We start from the raw sequence: 23,024 nt of genomic DNA, 5'->3' as shown, positions 1-23,024 counted from the left end.
TGTCACTTTGGCTTCAGCTGTCACAAATCGCGGATTCTTGTCGGTGGGTGTTCCTACGCTTTGGGGTATGGGTGCGAGCAGTCGTGAGGAGATCGTCGAGGTTTTCGACGCGCTCCGCGCGAACCTGAAACTCTTGCGCGATGTGTCTTTTGACGTGTTGACCACCCCGGAGCGATTGGCCGCCTTGGAGGATTTGGAATGCGCGGCGCGCCAGCTGCGCGCCCCCCAGCACACGCTGATCAATCAGGTCGGCGCCCAGGCCAGCGCCGAAGAACTGGGCGGCACCCTGCGCAGCGCGCTGGCCGACCGGCTGCGCATCACCAAAGCCGAAGCCGGCCGGCGCATCGACGACGCCGAGGACCTCGGCGAGCGCCGCGCGCTCACCGGGGAGGCATTGGCGCCGCAATTGGCCGCAACCGCACTGGCGCAACGGGAGGGGGTAGTCGGCGATGGGCACGTGCGGGTGATCCGCAGCTTTTTCACCCACCTGCCCACCGACATCGACCTTGCCACCCGGGAGGCCGCCGAGGCCGACCTGGCCGACAAGGCCCGCCACTACCGCCCCGACGAGGTGGCCAAATACGCCCAGCGGATCATGGACTGGCTGCACCCCGACGGCCAGTTCAGCGACCAACAACGCGCCCGCCGGCGCGGGATCACCCTCGGCACCCAGGAATTCGACGGCATGTCGCGCATCACCGGGCTGCTCACCCCGGAATTGCGGGCCGCCGTCGAGGCCATGCTGGCCAAGCTGGCCGCCCCGGGTGCGTGCAACCCCGAGGACGAGACCCCCGCGGTCGATACGGCACCCGATGAGGACGCGGTGCGCCGCGACACCCGATCCGCCGCCCAGCGCAACCACGACGCACTCCTGGCCGGGCTGCGCGCCCTGTTCGCCTCCGGAAACCTGGGCACCCACAACGGACTACCGGTATCGATCGTGGTCACCACGACCCTGCAGGACCTCGAGGCGGCCACCGGCAAGGCACTGACCGGCGGCGGCACCTTGGTGCCGATGTCGGATGTCATCCGCTGGGCCGGCCACGCCCATCACTACCTCGCGATCTTCGACCACGCCAAGCCGCTGGCGCTGTATCACACCAAGCGGCTGGCCTCACCCGCCCAACGAATCGTGCTCTACGCCAGGGATCGCGGCTGCACCAAACCCGGCTGCGACGCCCCGGCCTACCACAGCCAGGTCCACCACGTCACCGGCTGGAAAGCCACCCGGCGCACCGACATCGACGACCTCACCCTGGCCTGCGGCCCCGACAACCGGCTGGCCGAAAAGGGCTGGACCACCCGCACCAACACCCGAGGCGAAACCGAATGGATCCCGCCACCCCACCTCGACCGGGGCCAGCCCCGCACCAACAGCTTCCACCACCCCGAACGATTCCTCCGAGATACCGACGACGACAAACCCATTTGACGTCAGGGCGCGGTCAGCACCTCGGCGCCGTCGTCGGTGATATGGACGGTGTCGCGGCGAAGAACCGCTCCGACGCCCTCCTGCCAGACGTAGCCGGTGATCGCCAGCACCATCCCGGCCTCGAGGCGGTCGTCTTCTCCTGCGGCCAAAAGTGTTTCGGAGACGACGGGCGGATCGAAACCCAATCCCAGGCCGTGCGCGACGGGCATCGGCGGTATCGGCTCGCCGACCGTCTCGTAGGCGGCAAGCAGCCCGGCGGCGGGCGCGCCGGGGCGACAGGCCGCGATCATGCTGTCGAACAACGCATCCGAGCGTCCGAACAGCTCCCGCGTCGAGCCGTCGGCCGCGTCGCCCGCCGGCCGAGTCCGGCCGATCTCGCCGACGTAGCCGTCCGCGAGGGCGCCGGCGGCGAACGCTACGAGGTCACCCGATCGAACCTCGCTGTGGCCGCGTTGCCACGGGTGTTCCCGCGACGTCACCCATGCGACATCCTGAGTGGCCGGCGTGCTCACCCCACCGGCGGCCATGGCCTCCAGCGCGGCGCCGGCCAGCGCCCGTTCGGACACGCCCGGCCGCAATTCGGCGACGGCGGCCGCGATTCCGCGCTCGGCCACCCGAAGCGCCGGGCCCATCGCCGCGATCTCGTCGGGCGTCTTGATGCGGCGCGCCGTCCGCATGGCCGGCTCGGCGTCGACGAGCTCGGCGTTGGGGAACGCCTCGGGCAGCAACGCAGCGAAAGTCGGTGTGATGGCGTCGGTTCCGACCCGGCGCGCCGTCTCGGCACCGTCAATTTTTTTCAGCACGTCGATCAGGGTCATCGGGTTCCAGGCCAGCCCGTACAGGTGATCGTGACCGATCTCGTCCGGGACCCCCTCGTCGTCGGTGCTGTTGAGGTAGATGTCGCCGCTGGCGCGGACCACGACGCACATCGGGCCGAACGGACGCGTCCCGGCGATCCACAGCTGGGGGGCGCCGGTCACGTAACGAATGTTGGATTGCCGCCCCAGCACCAGAATGTCGAGGTCGTGCGCGGCCATCTGGGCCAGCGCCCGTTCCCGACGCCCCGTCCGCAGCCGCAGGGGATCGGGCGAAATCTCAGTGGCCATAAGGGGAGCCATAAGGGGAGTAGGGGTAGTCGGTGATCGGCGTGTAGCCGTCTTCGGTGATCACCACGATCTCCTCACTGCGATAGCCGCCGGTGCCGTCCTCCCACACCACCGGCTCGAGAACCAGCACCATGCCGGGCGGAAAGACGAAGTTGTCGTCGAACTCCTCCCCGAGATCCGTGCCGATCATGGGTGCCTCGGCGGGATAGGTGCCGATGCCGTGGCCCAGATAGAAGTGCGGCAGCCACGGCTTGCGACCACCATTGGCGGCGATCGCCGCGCGCGCGAGATCGCCCGACGTGACACCGGCCTTGGTCACCTGGAGCACCGCGTCCAGGATGGCTCGCCACTGCCGGAATTGATCCTGCTGCCTAGGCGACGGGAGCTCGCCGACCACCCACGTCCGCCCGAAGTCCGAGCAGTATCCGGCGTAGCTGATGCTGATGTCGGTCCACAGCACGTCACCCGCGGCCAGCTCGCGAGCCGAGGGGAGCAGCGGCAACGCGAGGTCGCCGTGGGTCGTCCAGACGCCGGCTTCCCGCGAGGCGGGCATCACCTGCCAGATGGCCTCGAGCATGTTGGTGGTGGCGCCCAGCTCGAACGCGCGCCGGACCAGCCTGGCCGAGAGATCGATCTGCCGCACGCCCGGCGCCAACGCGGCCTGCACGTCGACGACCGCTTCCTCAGTGATGCGGCAGGCCCGCCGCAGGCAGGAAAGCTCGTCCCGCGTCTTGACCAATTGCGCGGCGCCGAGCACGATCGCCGCGTCCGACGGCGGCCCGGCGGGGAACAGCGCGGCCTCCGCCCGCCGCATCGCGCCGGTGAGCTCGTCGACGGCGACGGTCGCCCCCCGCGGGATCAGGCCCGCCAACGTCCGGGCGAAATCCTCGACGCCCCGGTCGAATTCCAGATACACGGGACCATGCAGATGGTCGTCGGGCACCGGCGGCTCCCGTGGTTCCAGGGAGGCCCCGGCGCGAAACGGCATGAACAGGTGCGGATGTTCGTCGTCGGCCAGCACGACGGCCACCGGACGCTCGACGTGCGAGAGGCCCGCGTCGATCAGGGGCCAGCTGGCGCCCGTCGCGTATCCGACGTAACCGTTCATCAGCAGGATGAGCGCGTCGACGCCGCGGTCGGCCATGGCGGCGCGAAGCCGCGCGCCGGTTTCGGCGCGCATCCGTGCGAAGTCCGGCTGGTCGGGAATGTCGATGACCGAGCCGCGGGCGGTGAGTGAGTTCGTCATCCTAAACACCCAGAAACCGCTTGATGTTGCCGCCGACGACCCGCACGGCGTCTTCGGGGCCGACCGCGTCGACGACCGCGGCCAGCGACCGCTCCGAGTAGCCGAAAGTGCTTTCGTTGTGCGGATAGTCGGATGACCACATCACCTTGTCGATACCGATCTCCCCGATCTGGTCGAGTCCCAGGCCGTCGACCATGAAGGAGGCGCACATGTGGTTGTCCCAGTAGTACCGGATGTCGCGCCGCGGGTGGTCCTCGAGCATGTGCCGATACGAGGCCAGCACATGCTCGGCGTCCTGCAGAGCCGGCGGTACCCAGGAGATTCCTCCCTCGAACCAGCCGACGCGCAACCGGGGATGGCGGTCGAGGATGCCGCCGAAGATGTACTTGGAGAACATCTCCCGGAATGAGTCGATGTTGACCATCATCGCGACCGCGACACTGTTGACCTCGCTCGGCACCTTCGGTTGGCTCTCGCCGATGTGGTGGGTGACCGGCAGCCCGGCGTCCTCGATCTCCTCCCAGACGCCGCGCATCGCGGTGCTGGAGAAGTCGATGGCGCGGCCGTTGTCGTCGTTGCCCGGACTGATCGGCATCAGGAACGTCTTCAGCCCCAATGACTTGAGCTCCGCCAGGGTGCGCCGGGTGCCGCGTGGATCCCACCAGTTGATCAGGCCGACGCCGTAGCAGCGGCCGCCGGAGCGCTCCTGCACGGCGGCGATGTGTTCGTTGTAGATGCGAAAGATGCGCTCCCGCAGGTCCTTGTCGGGATAGTGGAACAACGCCAGCACCGCGTTGGGGAACACCAGTTCCTTGTCCACCCCGTCCTCGGCGAGTTCGCGCACGCGGGCGTCGATGTTGTTGCTCACCGCGCCGGCCAGGTCGTCGTACTGCATGAGCACCGCGCTGAAGTCGCCGACCACCATCGATTGTCCCGGGCGCCCGAGCAGGTAAGCCCCGTCCTCGTACCAGATCCGGGGCGCGTGATCCTTCAGGTCGTCCGGGAAATGCTCGTAGAAGATGTCGTCGGCCACCGAGATGTGGTTGTCGGCCGAGAACACTTCCGTGCCGGCGGGCAGGCCGGTGGGACAGCCCGCCGCGTGACCGCGGCGGTGTTTGGGTGCGCCGATCACGCCCTCCGGGTACAGGGTGCGGGATTGACTCGACACGGCCCTCCCTTCATGGTTGCGGGTACGTGACGCAGGTGAGTCGTTCGGACAACTCCCACAGCCGCCCCATGTCGGCCTCGCTGCGCGCGGAACCGGGGACGCCGGCCAGGGTGACTCCGCCCCCGGCGGTTTCGTAGAGGCCGCGCGGCCCGTAATAGGTGCCGCCGCGGGCCTCCGGTGACACCGCCGCGTACAGGGTGGGCTTGATGCCCTCGTCGACGTCGAGCCACATGAACGGCAATAGCCGCCACGTCAGCCGGGTCAGCCGGGTTTGCAGCGTCGGCCTGGCGCGGCCGTAGGACGCGCCGCTGAGCAGGTTGGTCTTGCTCAGCCCGGGATGCGCCGCGTTGGACATCAAGCGCCAACCGCCGAGGCGGCTGCGCCGATCCAATTCCATCGCGAACATCAGTTGCGCCAGCTTGGCCATCCCGTAGGAGCGCATGGGTCGGTAACCATGTTGGGCGTTGGGATCGCCGAAGTCGAGGTTTCGCTGGGTTGCGGCGATGCTGCTAACAGTGACCACCCGCGCGGATTGCGCCGCGCGCAGCGATGGCAGCAGGTGTCCGGTCAGCGCGAAATGGCCCAGATGATTTGTGCCGAACTGCAATTCGAAACCATCGCGCGTCTCCTGACGCTGCGGCGGCGTCATCACGCCGGCGTTGTTGATCAGGATGTCGATCGGCCGGCCCTCCGCGACCAGCTCCTCACCCAGCGCCGCCACGCTGCGCAGCGACGACAGGTCCAGATGCCTGATGGTCAGCTTGGCCCTTGGCGCCTCCCGGCGGATCTCGGCGATCGCGGCTTCGCCCTTGGTCCGGCAGCGAACCGCCATGACCACGTCGGCTCCCGCGGCCGCCAGCCTCGTCGACAGGCCGAGCCCGAGACCGCTATTGGCGCCGGTGACCACCGCGAATTTGCCGGACAGGTCGGGCAGTTCGAGGCGCAGCTCGGGCTTCACCATGTCACGGGAAGCTCGTACACGCCGTAGGCCAATGTGTCGTGTTTGAAGGGAAGCTCCTCGAGGGGCACGGCCAACCGCAGCGTCGGCACCCGGCGCAGCAGGGTGGGCAACACGATCTGCAATTCCATCCGGGCCAGTTGCTGGCCCACGCATTGGTGGCGGCCGTAGCCGAAGCCGACGTGCGCGCCGTCCTCCCGCAGCAGGTCCAGCCGGTCCGGGTCGGGGAATTGGCGCGGGTCCCAATTGGCCGGCGCGACATCGAGGATGATGCCCTCGCCGGCCCGGATGATCTCGCCGCCGACCTCGATGTCTTCCACGGCGATGCGGCGCTGACCCGTCTGGATGATGCTCAGGTACCGCATCAGTTCCTCCACCGCGACGGCCACGGCCTTCGGGTCGTCGGCATCGCGCAGCAGTGCCCGCTGATCCGGATGCTCCAGCAGCGCCGCGACGCTCAGGCTGATCATGTTCGCGGTGGTCTCGTGACCGGCGATCAGCACGCCGAGCGCCAATTGCGTCGCCTCGCGCACGCTGAGCTCCTCGGCGTTGACCCGTTCGGCCAGATCGGACACCAAATCCTCTGAGGGGCTTTGCATCTTGGCCCGGATCAGGTTGGCCAGATATTTCGCCAACGAGGCTGCGCCTTGGGCCGTGTCCTCTTCGGTCGCGTAGCGCCCGGTGCCCCGCTGAGCTTGCTCCTGAAAGAAATCCGCGTCCTCGTAGGGCACGCCGAGCATCTCACTGATGACGAGCGACGGCACGGGCAGCGCAATGGTGCTGACGATGTCACCCGGATTGGGGCCGGCCAGCAGCGCGTCGATGCGTTCGTCGGCGATCTTCTGCACCGCCGGGCGCAGCGCTTCGACCCGCTTGAAGGTGAAGGGTTTTGACAGCATCCGGCGAAACCGGGTGTGTTCCTCGGCGTCGGAGGTAAACACCGAACGCGGCCTCTTGTGCACCGTCGCCAGCATGCCCGCGTTCCAGTGCGGGTAGCCAGGCAGCCGGTCGTCGACGCTGGTGCGGGAGTCGGTGAACAACGCGCGGATCGCGTCGTAGCCGTGGATCAGCCAGGGGGTGCTGCCGTCCCAGATCCGCACCCGGCTCAGCTGCCTGGTGTCGTTGAGCGCCAAGGCCTCCGGCGGCGGGACGAAGGGACAACCCGGCGCCCGCGTCATCGGAAACTCGGGGACGTCGGTGGCGGTGGTGATGTCGGTCATCGTGCTCCTGGTTTCTCGTCCGCCGCGTTCACGTGAACCGGCGCGCGCCACAGGCCGACGATCGCGTCGATGAGGCCCTCGCCGGCGACCGGCCAGCTCGACCGCGACCGCGGGCCGTGCTCGGCCAGCGCGCCCTCGTGCTCGGCGCAGGTGTGCATCAGCAGGTTGCGGACCATCGCGATCCGCTCCAAGCGCACCCGCTTGGGCAGGTCGGGCAGGCAGCGGTTGATGCCGTCGATCGTCCGCACCAGCAACGGCGACGTCAGCGCATCCTTGGTGACGACATGGCGATAGGTGGGATCGGCCATCGCCTGCGCGGCAAACCGCGCATACCAGCTGGGGGTGCCCAGCGCCGCCAGGTGATCGGTCAGCGGGCGCACCAGCGCGCCCACCCAGTCGCGCAGTTCGGCCGAATCGCCGACGTCGGCCAGCATCTGCGCGCGCAGCTCCTCGATCGGCTCCCGGTGCTTGCTTTCGATCGCCCGAAGCAAATCGGTCCTGGTCCCGAAGTGGTAGCACGCCGCGGCGTTGTTGCCCTGCCCGGCCGCCTCGCTGATCTGCCGGTTGGACACGGCATACATGCCACGCTCGGCGAACAACACCTCCGCGGCCGACAGGATGGCCTCGCGGGTGCCCGTCGACCTCTCGGAGCGGGCCATCCTCTCGGCGGTCATCGCCCCAGTGAACACCGCGCGCAACGTTAAATCAAGCCATTTATTTAACGTCGGCGCGCCGAGATCCAGCGATTCGCCGAGCCTGTAGATCCGCAGCAGAAGTACGAGTGAAGGCCTGCAGAATTACAGGCTCGGCGAATCGTCGGCCGCGGCGGGCGTACCCGGGCGGGCCGGACTACAGTACGCGTGTGAATCCGCTGCAGCGGGTGGCACGGAACCCCACCACCTACAGGTGGCTGATCCTGCGGGGGCGACCGGTCGCCGAAGCGATCGAAGCCCTGCTCCGGTTCGCGACCAACGGGCGCCTCGGTGTCCTGGACCTGACCGGCGTGCCCAACGTCCAGGTGACCACCTCGGGGCGCAAGACGGGCCTCGCCCGGACGGCCACCGTGCAGTGCGTTCCCGACGGGGATTCGCTGATAGTGGTCGGGTCCAACTGGGGTCTCGCCCGGCACCCGTCGTGGTCGGCGAATCTCAAAGCGACGCAACGGGTCACCGTTCGCAGGCGTGGGCACCGCTTCGTCGCGAAGGTGCGGTTGCTCAGCGGCGAGGAGCGCGACGCGGCATGGGCCCGGGTGGTCGCGCACTGGCCGAATTATCAGATCGCCCAGGACCGCGCCGGTGGGCGACAATTCCGGCTCTTTCTTCTCACGCCGGCCGGCTGACGGCGCTCAGCCCGACAGGCCGTTCCTGATCGCCGCGTCCTGCTTCCGGCCGACGTCGGTCACGAGGTCCGGGGAAACGGGCGCGTCGGGCGGGCCGTCGAATTCGAGCTCGGCGAACGCCTTTCCCTCGGCGAACATCAGCACGGTCACGCTCTTGGACCCGTCGGGCGACGGCCCCGAGATCGTCGTCCCACCAGTGCCGATCGGGATCGGATCGGGCACGCCGTGGACATAGCCGTCCGTCGTCGCCGTCGCCGATTCCAGGGCGCGGACCGCGGCGCCGGGATCCGGCAGGACCTGAATGCTGTCGTAGATCACCTGGGCGCGGCCTGGGTTGCGGAACGCGGTGGTGGCCCCCGGCCGACCGTCCGCGTTGTTGACGGGGGCCGAGGCCGTGAAGCCCTCGGGCGCGCCGATGTCGCCGGCCCGGATCAACAACCCGGTGTAGTCGGGCGGTTCGGCGAGCGCGACCGCCGGGGTGCCGATCAGCGTCGCGGCGGCGAGCAGCGCCGCCGCACCCCAGCGTGCCGACATCAGGCCGCCCCGAGGGCGTCGAAGACTAGCTTCCCGTACATCGCCATGCGGTCCGAACCGAGAATCCCCGGCCCCATCTTGTTCATCACGTAGGAGACGGTGGCCTTCCGGTCGGGCCACATCAACACCATCGAGCCGCCCCACCCGCCCCAGAAGCAGATCTTCTCGTCGGGAACGTAGGGAAGCGAGTCCTTTTGGGGAAGCCCGTACCCGAGGCCCCACCGCAGCGGCGCCGGCAGCACGAGGTCGACGCCGCTGGCCTGTTCTTCGAAGATCATCTCGACGGTCTCGGGTTTCAGCAGCCGAACCCCACGAGCCTTGCCGCCCAACGAGATCACCGACAGGATCGCGGCCAGCGAGCGCGCGTTCCCGTGTCCGTTCAGTGCGCCCATGTCGGCGTCGCGCCAGGCCGGCGTGTTGGCGGCATCGGCGTTGGGCGGCGGGCCGCTGAAGGTTTTGCGCATCGGGCTGTCCTCGGGGAGCGCATCCAGTGGCAGCTCGAGCGGAGGCGGCGGGACGATCTCGGCGATGCGGTCGTAATCGGCACGCACCGCTCCGATTTGGAAGTCGGCGCCCAGCGGGCCGGCGATCTCGTCGCGGACGAACTCCTTCAGTGACTGGCCCGTGACGCGGCGTATCAGCTCACCGATGAGATGGCCCTGATTGTGGGCGTGATAGCCCGACGCGGTTCCGGGCTCCCACCACGGCGCCTGCGCCGCCAGGGCCGCCGTGGCCTTCTCCCAGTCGTACATGTCCTCGGTGGCGAAGGGTAGGTCCCAGCCGGACACGCCGGAGGTGTGCGACAGGATGTGGCGAATCTCGATGTCCTGCTTGCCGTTTGCCGCGAATTCCGGCCAGTAGGCGGCCACCGGCGCGGTGGGTTCGATCAGGCCGCGGTCGATGAGCATCAGGGCGGCCAGGCTGGTCACCGTCTTCGTGGAGCTCCACACGTTGACGATGGTGTCCTCGGCCCAGGCGGTGGTGCGTGCCGCGTCGGTGAAGCCGCCCCAGATATCGACGACGGGTTCGCCGTCGATGTCGATGGCGATGCACGCGCCGACCTCTTCGCCGGAGGAGATGTTGTCGGCCAGCGCGGCCCGGACCTCGGCGAAGACGTCATCGCAGTGCCCGTGAATCACGCTCGTCACCACGAACGGAACATATGCGACGGTGCTGCCGCGGGCAAGGGTGCTAACCCCCGGCCTGGCTGGTGATGTGCGAGAGCAGGTCCCGCGCGACCCCGGCGGGCGGTGTCCGGCCGCCCACCCAGATGGCGCGCAGCTGGCGTCTGAGGTTCAACTCAGGGACCTCCACCGTGCGCAGCCGTCCGATCGCCAGGTCGTCGGCGACGGCCAGCCGGCTCATCACGGCGGGCCCGGCGCCCGCCGCGACGGCGGCGCGCACCGCGGCGGCGGAGGACAGCTCCAGAACCGGATCCGCCTGTCGTGTCGCGTCGCCCAGAGCGGCGCGCAGCGCGGCGGTCAGCGAATCGCGCGTCCCCGACCCGGGTTCGCGCGTCACGAGCGGCGTCCGACTCAGTTCCGCCGCGGTTATCGGTCGCTGTCGCTGCGCCCATTTGTGATCGGCGGGCACGATCAGCACGAGGTCGTCATGCCCGACCACCCGGCTGCGCAATCCCTTTGGCGCGTAAGGGGTCTCTATGAATCCGAGATCGGCTTTCCCGTCGCTGACCGCGGAGATCGCCTGGTCGCTGTTGGTGGCGGTCATGATGACTTCCGGCGTGGCGGCGCCCAGTTGGCTCGCCGCAACGTGTAGCGATACCAGCCAGCGCGGCATGAGCTGTTCGGCGATCGTCAGGCTGGCCGCCACTTTGGCGCGCTTGCGCCTTTCTGATCGCAGTGATGCCAACCCCGCGTCGACGTATTGGGCGACGTCGAGCAGCCGATCCGCCCACTCGGCGACGACGACTCCGGCCGGCGTCAGGCGCGAGCCACGCGGGGTCCGCACGACGAGCGCGATGCCGGTCTGCGCCTCGATCGACGCCAGCCGCGCCGAAATGGCCTGCTGCGTCAGCCCGAATTCCCTACCCGCGCCGGCCAGGCTGCCGGTCCGGGCGATCGCCGTGAAGATCTCGAACGCGGACAGGTCGGGCATGTGAGCGCTGAGCGGCATGGCGATCCTCCGGCTGACACAAGGCGGATTTGTGAGGTGTGGGGCTGCCACAAGTAAAGCTTGTGACCCCACAAAATTCACCCCCCTGGCCGAGGCCGCTCGACTGGGGAACGATTGCTACATGACAATGAGCGCCATGGCCCCGGCCGCAGCATCGTGGGGCAAGCGCGACGACATGATCGTGCGCGGCGACCTGCCCTACAACGCCGAACCGCCGCCGGCGGTTCTGGCCGGCAGCGACATCACCCCGATCGACGCGTTCTATGCCCGCAATCACGGCCCGTTCCCCGATATCGCGCCGCAGCAATGGCAGCTGGCGGTCAACGGGCTGGTGGACCGGCCGCTCGAGTTGACCTACGAGCAGCTCACCAACGAGTTCGACCAACACGATGTGGTGGCCACCCTGGCGTGCGCCGGCAATCGGCGCGCCGAGATGCTGCGGGTGCGGCCGATACCGGGCAAGGATCCTTGGGCGCACGGGGCGATCTCGACGGCGGAATGGCGCGGTGTCCGGCTTGCGGATGTGCTGGCGGCCGCCGGGGCGCGCTGCGACGATGGGCTGCACGTCGCCGTCCAGGCCCCGGACGTCGCCCGCGAGGCTCGGCCCGTCCAGGCCTACGGCGGCTCGATCCCCCTCGGCAAGGCCCTGTCACCGGAGGTTCTGCTGGCCTGGCAGATGAATTCCGAACCGCTGCCCCGCGCCCATGGCGGGCCGGTCCGGCTGGTGGTGCCCGGCTACATCGGGGCGCGCAGCGTCAAATGGGTCACGGCCGTCACCGTGCAGCACCGCCCGTCGGACAACTACTTCCAAGCGCATGACTACCGCATCCTGCCCCCGGACGCCGACGCCGACGCGGCCGCCGGGGGCGAGGGCATCGCGCTGTCGTCTTTGGCGCTGAACTGCGACGTTCTCGATCCCACCGACGGCGACCGGGTGGCCCGCGGCCCGTTGACCATCCGCGGCTACGGAATCGCCGGCGACGGCCGCAGCGTCGAACGCGTCGACGTGTCCCTCGACGACGGGCTCACCTGGCGGCAAGCCGAGCTGCGCCCCGCACCCAGCAAGTGGGCGTGGCGGCCGTGGTCGCTGGCCGTCGACGTCGCGCCCGGCCCGTTGCGCATCACCGCCCGCGCCTGGGACGACACCGGCACCGTGCAGCCCGAGTCGGCGGCGTCCCTGTGGAACCCCCGCGGATACGCCAACAACGCGTGGGCGCGGGTGGCCCTGAGCGTGTTGTGAGCGGCTAGCGGCGATCGCGAAGGCGGCGGAGCCGGGCGAAGCGGGTCGCCGCCATGATGCTAGGTCCCGGATGCTAGGTCCCGTTGGATTTCTTCAGCCGCGCGATCTCGCCGCCCCACACCGATTGCGCACCCGCATCACCGGTGCGATAGACCTGAACCGTGGACGAGATGCCCACGGCGAGAACGATTATCGCGGCGATGACGTGGGCGAGCACCCGTCGTTTGCCGGATCGGCGGTCGACCACGCGCAGCGCGACGAGCCCGATCGCGACCACCAGCATGGCGGCGGCGAAATAGACCATGGTGCTGCCCCGCTCGGCATGTTCCTGCAGGATCGGGCTGGGGTTTTTCCTCAGGCCGTAGAGCCAACCGCCGGCATTGACGGTGATCGGCGTGATCACCATCGTCGCGACGGCCAGCGCCAGCGTGAGCCACATCAGCTGGCCCCGCCGGGCCGCCGGCCACAGGCCGCACACGATTTCCAGCAGGGCGGTCAGCGGCACCAGCACCACCACCAAATGCAGCCAAAGGGCATGCGCCGGCAGGCCGTTGACGACATCCATCCGTCAGCCGCCAAGCCCCTTCTTCACGGCGTCGTCTTGCTTCTGGGCCACGTCGGTGACGAAGTCCTGCGGCGGGAGCGAGTCCACCGGGCCGTCGAATTCGAGCGTGACGAACGCTTTGCCCTCGGTGAACAGCACGACCATGATGCCCTTGGAGTTGTCCGGTGCGTTGCCGGACACGGTCGTTCCGCCGGTTCCGACGTTGAACGGTTGCGTGATCGGATTCTTGATGTTGTTGCCCTGCGCGCCCTTGGCCGCGTTCAGCGCGTTGGTGGCGGCGCCGGGATCCGCGAGCACCTGGATGGTGTCTTTGATTACGTGGCTGTTGTCGTCGGTGCTGAAGGTTATGGCGGCGCCCGGCTGGCCGTTCGGGTTGCTCGTCGGCGGGCCGGCGGTGAACTGTATCGGCGCGTTGATATCCGTCGCCTTGATCAACAGCCCCGTGTAGTCGGTCTGTGCCGCGGCCGAGGAAGTGGGCGCCGGACCGCCGGTACTCGACGCCGGGCTCGATGAGCCCGACTTCGACGTCGATGACGTCGAGGACGCCGGCTTACCGCCGCAGCCGGCCACCGACACCGTCAGCGCCGTGGCTGCCGCAACACCGGCGACTATGGTCCGAGACGTCCGAGAAACCCTCATCGCATCGCGCCCCTTCCAGGCTGATTCTGGCGACACAGTCGACCCGTGCCCGAATCGCACAGTACATCGCCGGGTGCCACGGAAGGTCCTGACGGGCCGCGCCGGTGGGGAAGGGCCTACTCCAGCTGGTCGCGCAGGCAGCGCAGGGTGTGGGCCAGGATGCGGGAAACTTGCATCTGCGATACGCCGATCCGCTCGGCGATCTGGCTCTGGGTCATCGACTCGAAGAACCGCATGTGCAGCACCTGACGTTCCCGCTCGGGGAGCGCGCCCACGATGGCACGCACGGCTTCGCGGTTGGTGATGTGCTCGATTTGCGGATCGACGCCGCCGACCGCGTCGGCCACCAGGCGGGGCTTGCCCGACCCGTCGGCGCCAAGCGGTGCGTCCAGGGAGTCGAGCCGATAGGCGTCGCCCGCGACCAGGCATTCGATGATTTCCTCGCGCGGCACCTCCAGCACCTGGGACAGCTCACCGGCGGTGGGTGCCCGCCCCAGCCGCTGCGCCAAATCGCTGGTGGTGCGGCTGATTTGGACATGCAGTTCGCGCAGGCGGCGCGGCACCCGCATGCCCCAGCTGTAGTCACGGAAGTACCGCCGAACCTCGCCCATCATGGTGGGGACCGCGAAGCCGATGAAGCTGGGTCCCTTGTCCGGGTCGAAGCGGTTGATGGCGTTCATCAGCCCCAGACGGGCGACCTGGACCAGGTCGTCGAGACCTTCGCCACGCCGGGCGAAGTGGCTGGCCACGTGGTCCGCCAGCGGCAGGCATCGGGCGACGATGCGTTCCCGCTGCCGGCCGTACTCGTGGGATTCGGCCGGCAACCGGCGCAGCACCGCGAACATCTCGACAACGTCGTCGTAGGAATCGTCCGTTTGTGTTTTGGCTGCTCGAGGCGGGCGGGTGGTGGTCGCGACGCCGGTCATCGGCTAGAACGCGTTGCGAAAAGACTTGCGGGGGAAGGGGTTTGCATTGTTGGCCCACTTTCTGGGTCGTGCGCAGGGGGGCATCGCAGGTATGCGCACAATCGCCTCCGCTACACCTGTATCCGCTGGTACGGGTCGGTCATCGGCGCACCAGCAACAACGCGGGGGTAACCGGAGTGTTTTCGCCGGGGCCACGCCATACTCAGCAGCAGTGCAACTGACTGACCGCTTTTAGCTAAACGGCGACCTGTCCAGAACGGACTTCACTGGCGACTATACCCCTCATCGGGTCCACCCGCGATCGCTCAGCTCAGCGGGGTCGAGAGCGAATGATTGTTCAATTTTTGAAGTTCGCTGGCCGGCGCGGTGACCACGCCTTATCGCTGGATGGTCGGGTGCTGCGCTCCCGCCGCGGATAGCCGGGACCCACCTCAGTTACGGACTTCTCATTCTCGGACAGCGTGGGTACTGTTCGGCGCATGTATCCGACCCCCGCGCGCAAGCTCTTGATCGCCGCCGAGAAGCCCGCGCGCACAGCGCATTCGGAGGATTCCGAAACGCGCGCCGATGGCTGATCCGCTGCTTGCCGGGCAAGGCGTGGTGGTATCGGGCGGCAGCCGCGGTATCGGGCGCGCGGTCGCCGAACTGCTGTGCGACCTCGGCGCCGCCGTGGTGGTCAACGGGCGCGACGCCGGCGCCGTGGCGGACACCGTCGCGGCGATATCGGGGACCGGCGGGCGCGTCACCGCGGTGGCCGGGGCCGCGGACGACGAGCGCACCGCGAGCGCGCTCGTCGACGCGTGCGTGAGCACGTACGGGCGGTTGGACGCCCTGATCAACTGCGCCGGGATCGCCGAGCCCCCCGGTTCGTCCATCCTGACCATCTCGCCGGCGGAATTCGACCGCCTGATCAGCGGGCACCTGGGTACGGCGTTTCACACCTGCCGGGTCGCCGCCCGCGTCATGGCGGCGCAGGGCCACGGATCGATCGTCAACACCAGCTCGGTGGCGTTCCTCGGCGACTACGGGGGCACCGGTTACCCGGCCGGCAAGGGCGCCGTCAACGCGCTGACGATGGCCATCGCGGCGGAACTCAAACCCCACGGCGTGCGGGCGAACGTGGTATGCCCCGGCGCGCGGACGCGGCTGTCCACCGGTGCGCAGTACGAGGAGCACATCGCCGATCTGCACCGCCGCGGGCTGCTCGACGAGATCACGATGCGGGCGTCGCTCGACAGCGCACCGGCCGCGTTTGTCGCTCCGCTCTATGCGTATCTCGCAAGTGACATGTCGCGCGGTGTGACGGGTCGGATCTTCGTAGCCGCGGGCGGATTCGTCGGCAGCTTCGCCCGGCCGACGCCGCGCGTGCTCGGGTACCGCGATCATCACGACGCCGAACCGTGGTCGGTCGAGGAGCTGCACAACATCGTCGGCGCGCCGGAAGGGAAGTGACCGGCCTCGTTGAACCGATCGGCGCGCGGGCACGTATCCAATGGAGTGACGAGCCGTAGCGACGGTCCGGCCTCGGTCGCGGGGACGCCGCCGACACGCGCGCTTCGGATACTTGTCATCGGCGCCGGCGTGAGCGGGATTTCCGTCGCGCGCGGCCTGCTGCGAGACGGCCACGACGTCACGGTTTTCGATCAGCGCAAAGACACGCGCGCCGGCGGCGGCGCGGTGACGATCTGGTCCAACGGCGAGACGGTGCTGCGGCAGCTGGGCGTCAACATGGCCGGGGCCGGCCAACTGCTTTCGCGGGTGCGGGTGCTGACGTCTGGGGGACACCAGCTGGCGAGCCTGGACGTGAACGCGATGGTGGACCGGCTGGGCGCACCCGTTCGGATGGTCCCGCGTCGCGTCCTGCTGGAACGGCTGTTGGACGGCTTCCCGAGGGATCGCATCCGCTGCAACGCCCGCGCGGCGCGGGTCGTGACGAACGCCGATGGCGCCCAGGTCGAGTTCGACGACGGCAGCGTGGCCCGGGGCGACCTGGTCATCGGCGCCGACGGCCTGCACTCCGTCGTTCGCGATGTCGTCGGCGCCCCCGCCGCGGAACCGACGGGCTGGTGCAGCTGGCAGGGACTGATCACCCTTCCCGGGCTCGCCGACAAGCGCGTGGCGATGATCGTCATCGGCGCGCGCGGCAACACCGGGGTGTGGCCGGCCGGAGGCTGCGACGTGCAGTGGTGGTTCGACCTGCCCTGGTCCCGGGACTTCGTCCGGCCGCGGCGCCCGATCGACGTGATCCGGTCGAACTTCTCCGGGTGGTCTGACACCGTCGACCTCGTCCTGCGCAGGCTGACCGACGAGGACCTGGCGGGTTCGCCCTACCCGCATTTCCGGCACCCGAGGCTTCGCCCGTTGGTCCCGGGGCCGGTGACCTTGCTGGGCGACGCCGCCCACACCATGCCGCCCACGCTCGCGCAGGGAACCAATCAGGCGCTGCTCGACACCATGGTGCTGTGCAAGGAGCTTTCCGCTCTCCGCGCCTGGGTCAACGCCGGCGCCGCCGACCTTTCCAAGGAGACTTGCGCGGCACTGCGCAGGTACGAGAAGGCCCGGCGTCGCCGGGTCGGCGCCGTGTCCCGGGTCGCGTCGCTCCAGGTGGCCCACGGCGAGTCGGTGTTGTGGCCGGCGACGATGATCCCCGACCGGCTGCACACCTGGATGCTGACGACTTTTCTGCGATGGACGAGTCACCGCCGGCTGTCGGCGGCGATCGACCGCGGCCTCGGGGCGGAAATCCCGATCGCGTCGGGCAGCCGGTGAACGGGCCGGCGACGGCGCGCGACGCCGACAGTCCCGTGCGGGTGCGCGGCGATCTCGAGGCGCCGTCACGCTGGCTCTGGCTCGTCAAGTGGTGCGTGCTGGCCGTCCCGCATTACCCGATATTGATCCTTCTCTACCTGGTGTATCCGCTGCTGACGGTCGTCGCCGGCGTCGCGATCCTGTTGACCGGTCGCTACCCGCGGCCCATCTTCGACTTCAACGTCGGCGTGCTGCGCTGGTCGTGGCGGGTGATGAACTACCGCTTCCCGATGAATAGCACCGACAAGTACCCGCCGTTCGCGTTGGCGTCGCGGCCCGACTATCCCGGCGACCTGGTGGTCGACTACCCGGACCACCTGACCAGGTGGGCCGTGTTGGTGAAGTGGTGGCTGCTGGGGCTCCCGCAGATACTGCTGTGCTGGGCAATGGAGCCGCTGCTGCAGGCGCTTTGCGTCATCAACGCGGCGTGGCTGCTGTGGAAGGGGTCCATTCATCCCGGCATGTTCGACCTCCTGATGGGGATCGTTCGGTGGCGCTACCGGGTGGCGGTTTATGTATCGTTGATGAGTGACGAATATCCGCCGTTCCGGCTAGATCTAGGTGGCAGATAACGCGCGAAAATCCTTTATTCCCATACATATATCGGTTGGGTCAGCCGATCTTCGACCGGCTCTTCTACAACCGGTATCGCCGAGCGGCGATCGCGCACGCGACGGGCCGGCTGCTGATGGTCGGGTTGGGTCCGGGGGCCGATCTGAAGTTCGTGCCGCCCACGGTGACGTCGGTGGCCGCCGTCGAGCCGGTGGCCGTATTCCGGCGGACGGCGTCGCGCATCGCGGACCGGCACGGCCTTGCCGTCGACATCGTGGATGGCACCGGCGAGTCGATTCCCTTCCCGGACAACAGCTTTGATTCGGTCCACATCGGGCTGGTGCTGTGTTCGGTCGACGACGTGGCGGCGACGCTGGGGGAGATCCGGCGGGTGCTGGTTCCGCGGGGCAGGTTGGTGGTGCTCGAGCATGTCCGCGGCGAGGGGGCGACGGGCCGGTTCCAGGACCTGGTCGCGGGGCCCTGGTCGTGGTTTGCCGCCGGCTGCCATCCGAACCGCCGAACCGTCGACGCCATCGCCGCGGCCGGCTTCGACACCTCCGGGCTGCGCCGCATCCGAACTCCGGTGCCGTTCCCGTGCAAGCCGCACCTGCAGGGATTCGCGACCGCGATTGACAGCAATGGCTGAGGTTCGCGGGAATGCTTCGCCGGGCTTTTTCGTCCGATAGTTCCGGGCGCGGGCAATTGGGTTACCGCCGGTCTGCAGAAGCCCCTTTATCGCTAACTTCCTGGTTTGCCCGGACATTTCAGTTCGCATTTTGGCCACGCCGTCCCTTTGCGGAGTTGTACGATCGCTTGGTCAAGCCCGGTGAGCCATGCGGCGTCCGGGACTTCGCCCCTAACGGTGGTGGCCCATCGAGCCGCTCACCTGACTCGGTCAGGTGATTAGTTTGCAGACGGGCGATGGGGCAAGAAATGTCATTTCTAATCGTGGCGCCGGATTTGGTGTCGGCGGCGGCTACGGATCTGGAGCACATCGGGTCGACTATCAGTGCGGCCAACTCGGCGGCGGCGGGCTCGACGACGGCGTTGCTGCCCGCCGCCCAGGACGAGGTCTCGTCGGCGATCGCGGCGCTTTTTGGCCTGCACGGCAAGACATTCCAGGCGCTGAGCGCGCAGGCGGCGTCGTTTCATCAGGAGTTCGTCAATCTGTTGAACTCTGGCGCGGGTGCCTATCTCAGCACCGAATTGGCCAACGCCGAGCGGAACCTGCACAGCGCCGTGAACGGGCCCGTGCCGGGCGCCGCCGCAGCGCTGCTGTCGGGCCGGATCGGCGTTGTCTCGCAATCCCTTTCCGGCGGCATCGCCGGTCTGCCCACGGGGCTGACGGGACTCGGGCATGCGCCGGCGCCGAGCCTATTGGCGCCGGCCGCGGCCACCGGGCTGGCCTCGGTCGCCGGCCCGTACCAAACGCTGCTCGCCAACACCGCCGCCAACCTGCAAATACTCGAGAAGGCGATCGTCGCCAATCCGGCGCCGTTCTTGCAGCAGTTCCTGGCCAACCAAGTCCGCTACGCGCAGGAGATCGCCGCGGGCGTCGAATACGTACTCCAGAATCTCCCTGTCCTGTTGGCCAATGTGCCGGCGAACATCCAGTTGGCCATTCAGGCGCTGCTGGCGTTCGATCCGGTGCCGGTGATACAGCAGTTCATCGCCCAACAAATGGTCTATGCCCAGATCATCGCGACGTCCCTGCAGAACGCGGCCCACGACTTTGCCGTTGGCCTGGAGGCGTTGCCGGCCGCCTTCCAATCTGCGGTGCAGGCCATTATGGCGGGAGACATCGGCGGCGCGGTGGGTGACATCGCGCAGGGCTTCCTGGGTTTGTTCTTCACCGGTGTGGATGTCACTACCACCGGCGATCCGCTTGTCGCCCCTGGGCTTGCCATCAGCGCTACCCCTGCGGGCAGTTTCGGAGACCTGTTACCCATCCTCACCATTCCCGGGACGATGGCGCAGAACTTCACCAACCTGCTGCCGCCCGGCTCCATCCCGGCACAGATCTCGCAGAACTTCACCAACGTGATCGAAACGCTCACGGACACGTCTATCAACGCAAACGCGCTACTTGGGCTCGGCACGTCCGGTCTCAGTGCCACCCTTACGACCGACATCGGGTTGCCGGCGGCACTTCTCATTGACGCGGTGGGCGCACCCGTCAACGCGCTCGACGCAGTATCGGCAACCGCGTCGCAATTCGCCGGTGAGTTGCAAACCGGCAACCTGACCGGTGCGATCGGCACACTCGTCGACGCTCCGGCGGTCGTCACCGATGCCTTCCTCAACGGCGAAACGACCCTGGCGCTGTCACTTCCCCTGCCGAACTTCAGCACAAACCTCGGCAATAGCATTCTTTTGGGCACCCTCTCGTTCACGAACGGCAACGCTGACATCAACATTCCGCTGGATGGCCTTCTCGTACCGCAAACCCCGATAACCGGGACGATCACCGGAACCGCGTCAGGTACCGGCGTCGCGAGTATTGCTGCCGCGACTCTCGTCAACAGCCAACTCCCTCTGCCCGTTGACGTCCTGGGCACGCCAACCAGCGGGCTCCTCACCGCACTGCTGGTCTTCGCGCCCGAGCAACTCGCGCTGGCGATCACACCCGGTGGCTGATCAAAATTCGCGTTGAACTATCGGGGCCCCTATTTCGTGTAGTCCTTGACGCTGCGTGTTGTCGGTGATCACCGCGCCGGCACGATCGTCGCGGCCCTCACGGAAGGGACTGTGGTCATGAATTTCTCGGTATTGCCACCGGAGATCAACTCGGCGCGAATCTTCTCGGGCGCGGGTTCCGCTCCGATGTTGGAGGCGGCCGCGGCGTGGGACGCGTTGGCCTCCGAATTGGGGTCGGCGGCGTCGTCGTTTTCGTCGGTCACGTCCGGCCTGACCGAGCAGGCGTGGCGGGGGCCCGCGGCGGCGGCGATGACGGCCGCGGCGGCCCCGTATGCGGGGTGGCTGAGCGCGGCGGCGAGTCAGGCGACGGGCGCGGCCGGGCAGGCCCGGACGGTGGCCGGCGCGTTCGAGGCAGCCCTGGCGGCCACCGTGCACCCGTTGCAGGTGTCGGCCAACCGGAACGGTTTCGTGCAGCTGGTGATGTCGAATCTCTTCGGGCAGAACGCGCCGGCGATTGCGGCCGCCGAGGCCGAGTACGAGCAGATGTGGGCGCAGGATGTGGCCGCGATGGTCGGTTATCACGCCGGCGCCTCGGCCGCGGGAGGGGCGCTGGGGCCGTTGCATAACCTGGCCACCCAGCTCGCCTCGGCGCTGGGCCTCAGCCCGGTCACCAACCCCGTGGCCGGCGACCCGGATTTCATGAGTCAGACCACCAACTTCGGCGGCCTGTTCTCAACAACGTCCCTCGCGGACCCCGACGACAATCACTTTGTCGCGACCAACATCTCGAGCCCGCTCTTCACGGCGGCGGTGACCTCCGGGAGGGAAACCACCTTGGGCTTGGGAGCGCCCGGGCAGACGATCCTCACCTTCCAGAGTCCGGTCGCCCCGTTCCTGAACAGTTCGATCGCGCTTCCGGTCACGGATCCGCTGGCGCCGCTGTTCACCGCGCTTCTTCCGCTCGGCTTCTGATCGTCCGCGGGTACCGGAGGGGAGTACCCGCGAGCGCGTGGCCGCCTAGTCGACGCTAACGGCCTCGATGATGTTGAGCCGGGCCGCGCGCCGCGCGGGCGGCACCGAGCCGAGCAGGCTGATCGCCAGCGCGCCCAGCGTGAACGCGCACGCCATCCAGCTGGGCCGGAAGGTGACCTGGAAGTTCATCATGTCGCCGCTGACCAGGCTGAACAGCCATTGGTCCGTCATCCCGAAAACCAGGCCCAGCGCGCCGCCGACGACGCCGATGCCGGTCGCCTCGGCGAGGACCATCCGCAGGATGGACCGTCGGCTGGATCCCATCGCCCGCAGCACGCCGAGCTCGCGGCGCCGTTCCAGCACCGACAGCGTCAGCGTATTGAGCAGGGCGACCGCGGCCACCAGCACGACGATGATCCACACGGCGTTCGCGATGAACATGCTCTGGTGCATCGGTGCCTCCAGCCCCGCCAGCTTGGCGCGCCCGTCGTACACGTAGTTGGGCGCGGGCACCGCGCGGCGCACGTCGGCCAGGAGGCGACCCGCGTCGGCGCCCGGAGCCGCGGCGATCTCCAGCGTGGTCGTCACCGGGCGGTCGAACCACGCGCGCAGTTGATCGAGGCCCATCCCGACCGTGCCGATCACCGTCGAGAAGTACGGCACCAACGCCAGCACCGTTGTCGGCTGCGCGCCGTGCGGCGTTTGCATCCGCAATTGCCCGCCGACCCGGACGTGCAGCGTCCTGCCCAGGTTCTGCGAGAGCACCACGCCCCGGCCGGCGAGCACCTGGTCGCGGATCCGCGGGTCCAGCGCGCGGTAGAGCGGATCGGCCGTGCCGGCGGAGAATCCGTCCAGCATCACGCGGGTGCCGCCCACTTCGGCGAACCCGAGCGCGCCCTCGGTGACGTGCCGGACGCCCGGCAACGCGGCCACCTTCTCCGAAAGGCCTTGCGGCAGAGCGTCTGTAGGGTAGCTGTCGGGGGTGTTCGCGCTCACCCACACCGGGACGTCGGCGACCGGTGCGAAGATGCCCCGCGCCGAGCGGATCATGTCGGCGTTGGTCCCGGTGATGGTGACGGTGGTGACCACCGCGATGAGCACCGTCATCACCGTCGCCCACACCCGTCGCGGCGCGCGCTCGATGGTCGCCGCGGCGAGGGCGCCGACGGAACCGAACACCCGTGCCGCCGCGGCGGTGGCGTTGACGATGGGCGCGGTGAGCGCGAATCCGAGCGCGATCTCGGCGGAGAACACGGCCGCCATCGCGGCGAACGCCACGACCCCACGCTGGTTGACGACGACCGCGATGGATGCGGCGAAGACCGCGAGCGCGCCGACCCCGCTCGCGACCCGCAGCCACCGTGGCACGCGGTCCGCGGCCGAAACCCCGACGGGCGCGAGCGCCTCGATCGGTGCGACCTTGTACACCTGCCGCGCGGCCATCGCCGATGCCACGACGCTGGTGAGGGCGGTCGCCGCGACGGCGGCCGGTATCGCGTAGCCGGGCAGCCAGTACTCGATGCGCGCCTCCAGCCCCTGGGTCATGGCC

21 protein-coding genes and 1 pseudogene are annotated in these 23,024 nt (G+C 68.6%); 9 read left to right on the top strand and 13 right to left on the bottom strand.

From position 1 onward, the window contains the following. The first annotated feature begins 67 nt into the window (after positions 1 to 67). Complete coding sequence (locus A5655_RS12765) at positions 68 to 1,432, top strand: HNH endonuclease signature motif containing protein (RefSeq protein ID WP_067010521.1); 1,365 nt, start codon at positions 68 to 70, stop codon at positions 1,430 to 1,432. A gap of 2 nt (positions 1,433 to 1,434) precedes the next feature. Here A5655_RS12765 and A5655_RS12760 read toward each other — a convergent pair whose 3' ends face one another. From A5655_RS12760 to A5655_RS12735, 6 genes are read right to left on the bottom strand one after another with little or no spacing between them, the layout of a single operon-like run. After that, positions 1,435 to 2,538, bottom strand: a complete 1,104-nt coding sequence (locus A5655_RS12760) for a Xaa-Pro peptidase family protein (protein ID WP_067010518.1) — start codon at positions 2,536 to 2,538, stop codon at positions 1,435 to 1,437. Next, positions 2,528 to 3,784 (bottom strand): Xaa-Pro peptidase family protein, encoded by a 1,257-nt coding sequence (locus A5655_RS12755; protein WP_067010514.1) that lies wholly within the window; start codon positions 3,782 to 3,784, stop codon positions 2,528 to 2,530. The genes A5655_RS12760 and A5655_RS12755 overlap by 11 nt, the downstream gene beginning before the upstream one ends. Position 3,785: 1 nt before the next feature. After that, positions 3,786 to 4,952, bottom strand: a complete 1,167-nt coding sequence (locus A5655_RS12750; RefSeq protein ID WP_067010510.1) for an amidohydrolase family protein — start codon at positions 4,950 to 4,952, stop codon at positions 3,786 to 3,788. 10 nt (positions 4,953 to 4,962) lie between these two features. After that, the gene (locus tag A5655_RS12745) at positions 4,963 to 5,913 is read right to left on the bottom strand and encodes an SDR family oxidoreductase (protein ID WP_067010507.1); all 951 of its coding nucleotides are present in this window, start codon (positions 5,911 to 5,913) and stop codon (positions 4,963 to 4,965) included. Further along, positions 5,907 to 7,130 (bottom strand): cytochrome P450, encoded by a 1,224-nt coding sequence (locus A5655_RS12740; protein WP_067010505.1) that lies wholly within the window; start codon positions 7,128 to 7,130, stop codon positions 5,907 to 5,909. The genes A5655_RS12745 and A5655_RS12740 overlap by 7 nt, the downstream gene beginning before the upstream one ends. Further along, positions 7,127 to 7,819: a TetR family transcriptional regulator gene (locus tag A5655_RS12735; protein WP_067010502.1), complete on the bottom strand. Its 693-nt coding sequence runs from the start codon at positions 7,817 to 7,819 to the stop codon at positions 7,127 to 7,129. The genes A5655_RS12740 and A5655_RS12735 overlap by 4 nt, the downstream gene beginning before the upstream one ends. Positions 7,820 to 7,992: 173 nt before the next feature. Here A5655_RS12735 and A5655_RS12730 point away from each other — a divergent pair, with 173 nt between their 5' ends. Further along, the gene (locus A5655_RS12730) at positions 7,993 to 8,469 is read left to right on the top strand and encodes a nitroreductase family deazaflavin-dependent oxidoreductase (protein WP_067010500.1); all 477 of its coding nucleotides are present in this window, start codon (positions 7,993 to 7,995) and stop codon (positions 8,467 to 8,469) included. Between the two features lie 6 nt (positions 8,470 to 8,475). Here A5655_RS12730 and A5655_RS12725 read toward each other — a convergent pair whose 3' ends face one another. From A5655_RS12725 to A5655_RS12715, 3 genes are read right to left on the bottom strand one after another with little or no spacing between them, the layout of a single operon-like run. Next, positions 8,476 to 9,003: a hypothetical protein gene (locus tag A5655_RS12725; RefSeq protein ID WP_197508679.1), complete on the bottom strand. Its 528-nt coding sequence runs from the start codon at positions 9,001 to 9,003 to the stop codon at positions 8,476 to 8,478. Further along, positions 9,003 to 10,151 carry a serine hydrolase gene (locus tag A5655_RS12720; protein ID WP_067010497.1) on the bottom strand — a complete coding sequence of 383 codons (1,149 nt, stop codon included), beginning with the start codon at positions 10,149 to 10,151 and terminating at the stop codon, positions 9,003 to 9,005. Before A5655_RS12720 ends, A5655_RS12725 begins: the two co-directional genes overlap by 1 nt. Before the next feature lie 43 nt (positions 10,152 to 10,194). Next, positions 10,195 to 11,136, bottom strand: coding sequence for a LysR family transcriptional regulator (locus tag A5655_RS12715; protein ID WP_067010494.1), 942 nt, complete (start codon positions 11,134 to 11,136; stop codon positions 10,195 to 10,197). Positions 11,137 to 11,272: 136 nt separating this feature from the next. Between A5655_RS12715 and A5655_RS12710 the strand changes: the two genes are divergently transcribed. Next, positions 11,273 to 12,376 (top strand): sulfite oxidase, encoded by a 1,104-nt coding sequence (locus A5655_RS12710; protein ID WP_067010668.1) that lies wholly within the window; start codon positions 11,273 to 11,275, stop codon positions 12,374 to 12,376. Between the two features lie 73 nt (positions 12,377 to 12,449). On the opposite strand, the gene A5655_RS12705 is transcribed toward A5655_RS12710, so the two are convergent. From A5655_RS12705 to A5655_RS12695, 3 genes are all read right to left on the bottom strand, one after another. Then, the gene (locus tag A5655_RS12705; protein WP_067010491.1) at positions 12,450 to 12,941 is read right to left on the bottom strand and encodes a DUF2231 domain-containing protein; all 492 of its coding nucleotides are present in this window, start codon (positions 12,939 to 12,941) and stop codon (positions 12,450 to 12,452) included. Positions 12,942 to 12,944: 3 nt separating this feature from the next. After that, positions 12,945 to 13,553 (bottom strand): hypothetical protein, encoded by a 609-nt coding sequence (locus A5655_RS12700; RefSeq protein WP_082978633.1) that lies wholly within the window; start codon positions 13,551 to 13,553, stop codon positions 12,945 to 12,947. 143 nt (positions 13,554 to 13,696) lie between these two features. Further along, positions 13,697 to 14,506, bottom strand: coding sequence for a SigB/SigF/SigG family RNA polymerase sigma factor (locus A5655_RS12695; protein ID WP_067010486.1), 810 nt, complete (start codon positions 14,504 to 14,506; stop codon positions 13,697 to 13,699). A gap of 567 nt (positions 14,507 to 15,073) precedes the next feature. Between A5655_RS12695 and A5655_RS12690 the strand changes: the two genes are divergently transcribed. The 6 genes and pseudogenes from A5655_RS12690 to A5655_RS28690 form a co-directional block, all read left to right on the top strand. Beyond that, positions 15,074 to 15,958 (top strand): SDR family NAD(P)-dependent oxidoreductase, encoded by an 885-nt coding sequence (locus A5655_RS12690; RefSeq protein WP_067010483.1) that lies wholly within the window; start codon positions 15,074 to 15,076, stop codon positions 15,956 to 15,958. Between the two features lie 108 nt (positions 15,959 to 16,066). Next, positions 16,067 to 17,275, top strand: coding sequence for an NAD(P)/FAD-dependent oxidoreductase (locus A5655_RS12685; RefSeq protein ID WP_067010666.1), 1,209 nt, complete (start codon positions 16,067 to 16,069; stop codon positions 17,273 to 17,275). A 41-nt stretch (positions 17,276 to 17,316) separates the two neighbouring features. After that, a complete protein-coding gene (locus A5655_RS12680) occupies positions 17,317 to 17,886 on the top strand; it encodes a DUF4389 domain-containing protein (protein WP_067010664.1) in 570 nt (189 codons plus the stop codon). Further along, positions 17,883 to 18,512 carry a class I SAM-dependent methyltransferase gene (locus A5655_RS12675; protein ID WP_067010479.1) on the top strand — a complete coding sequence of 210 codons (630 nt, stop codon included), beginning with the start codon at positions 17,883 to 17,885 and terminating at the stop codon, positions 18,510 to 18,512. Before A5655_RS12680 ends, A5655_RS12675 begins: the two co-directional genes overlap by 4 nt. Before the next feature lie 287 nt (positions 18,513 to 18,799). Beyond that, positions 18,800 to 20,503: a PE family protein gene (locus tag A5655_RS12670; protein ID WP_067010476.1), complete on the top strand. Its 1,704-nt coding sequence runs from the start codon at positions 18,800 to 18,802 to the stop codon at positions 20,501 to 20,503. A 117-nt stretch (positions 20,504 to 20,620) separates the two neighbouring features. Next, positions 20,621 to 21,121 (top strand): annotated as a pseudogene (locus A5655_RS28690) (PPE family protein); the annotation flags it as partial. Positions 21,122 to 21,520: 399 nt separating this feature from the next. Here A5655_RS28690 and A5655_RS12660 read toward each other — a convergent pair. Further along, positions 21,521 to 23,024, bottom strand: a 1,504-nt coding sequence (locus A5655_RS12660) for an FtsX-like permease family protein (RefSeq protein ID WP_156764838.1), incomplete at its 5' end; no start/stop codon positions are given.

It is taken from the genome of Mycobacterium sp. 1081908.1, assembly GCF_001673535.1.
GTDB lineage: Bacteria > Actinomycetota > Actinomycetes > Mycobacteriales > Mycobacteriaceae > Mycobacterium.
Note: the sequence above shows the minus strand (reverse complement) of the source record. Positions and strands in the feature narration are given on the sequence as shown.

Coding starts and splice junctions, on each gene's coding strand:
- A5655_RS12710 (WP_067010668.1), top strand. CDS start 11,273: ATGGCCCCGGCCGCAGCATCGTGGGGCAAGCGCGACGACATGATCGTG.
- A5655_RS12670 (WP_067010476.1), top strand. CDS start 18,800: ATGTCATTTCTAATCGTGGCGCCGGATTTGGTGTCGGCGGCGGCTACG.
- A5655_RS12705 (WP_067010491.1), bottom strand. CDS start 12,941: ATGGATGTCGTCAACGGCCTGCCGGCGCATGCCCTTTGGCTGCATTTG.
- A5655_RS12695 (WP_067010486.1), bottom strand. CDS start 14,506: ATGACCGGCGTCGCGACCACCACCCGCCCGCCTCGAGCAGCCAAAACA.
- A5655_RS12690 (WP_067010483.1), top strand. CDS start 15,074: ATGGCTGATCCGCTGCTTGCCGGGCAAGGCGTGGTGGTATCGGGCGGC.
- A5655_RS12745 (WP_067010507.1), bottom strand. CDS start 5,913: ATGGTGAAGCCCGAGCTGCGCCTCGAACTGCCCGACCTGTCCGGCAAA.
- A5655_RS12740 (WP_067010505.1), bottom strand. CDS start 7,130: ATGACCGACATCACCACCGCCACCGACGTCCCCGAGTTTCCGATGACG.
- A5655_RS12755 (WP_067010514.1), bottom strand. CDS start 3,784: ATGACGAACTCACTCACCGCCCGCGGCTCGGTCATCGACATTCCCGAC.
- A5655_RS12715 (WP_067010494.1), bottom strand. CDS start 11,136: ATGCCGCTCAGCGCTCACATGCCCGACCTGTCCGCGTTCGAGATCTTC.
- A5655_RS12765 (WP_067010521.1), top strand. CDS start 68: ATGGGTGCGAGCAGTCGTGAGGAGATCGTCGAGGTTTTCGACGCGCTC.
- A5655_RS12760 (WP_067010518.1), bottom strand. CDS start 2,538: ATGGCCACTGAGATTTCGCCCGATCCCCTGCGGCTGCGGACGGGGCGT.
- A5655_RS12725 (WP_197508679.1), bottom strand. CDS start 9,003: ATGTCGGCACGCTGGGGTGCGGCGGCGCTGCTCGCCGCCGCGACGCTG.